At 39.7% G+C, this 539-nt stretch carries 1 protein-coding gene; it reads left to right on the top strand.

From position 1 onward, the window contains the following. Window positions 1-539, top strand: a 539-nt coding sequence (locus NXS11_RS10935; protein ID WP_259201289.1) for a Rib/alpha-like domain-containing protein, incomplete at both ends; no start/stop codon positions are given.

Below are 539 nucleotides of genomic sequence, written 5' to 3'. Positions count from 1 at the left end.
GCAAAAACACAAGCTGACGAAAACGAACCAAAAGTAACACCAGAAGTAGTAGAAAAAGGCGGCAAAGTCGACCTAACAGACAACGTTGACTTAACAAAATTACCAGAAGGAACAACAGTTAAAGATGTCACACCAGCTGGAACAATTGATACAAATAAACCAGGCGACTACACAGGAAAAGTAGAAGTAACATATCCAGATGGTTCGAAAGACACAGCAGATGTACCGGTAACAGTAAAAGAAGCAGCAAAAACACAAGCTGACGAAAACGAACCAAAAGTAACACCAGAAGTGGTAGAAAAAGGCGGCAAAGTCGACCTAACAGATAATGTTGACTTAACAAAATTACCAGAAGGAACAACAGTTAAAGATGTCACACCAGCTGGAACAATTGATACAAATAAACCAGGTGATTACACAGGAAAAGTAGAAGTAACGTATCCAGATGGTTCAAAAGACACAGTAGATGTGCCGGTAACAGTAAAAGAAGCAGCAAAAACACAAGCTGACGAAAACGAACCAAAAGTAACACCAGAAGT

Source organism: Staphylococcus americanisciuri, assembly GCF_024814435.1.
Taxonomy (GTDB): domain Bacteria; phylum Bacillota; class Bacilli; order Staphylococcales; family Staphylococcaceae; genus Staphylococcus; species Staphylococcus americanisciuri.
This window is presented reverse-complemented; position numbering and strand designations above follow the sequence as displayed.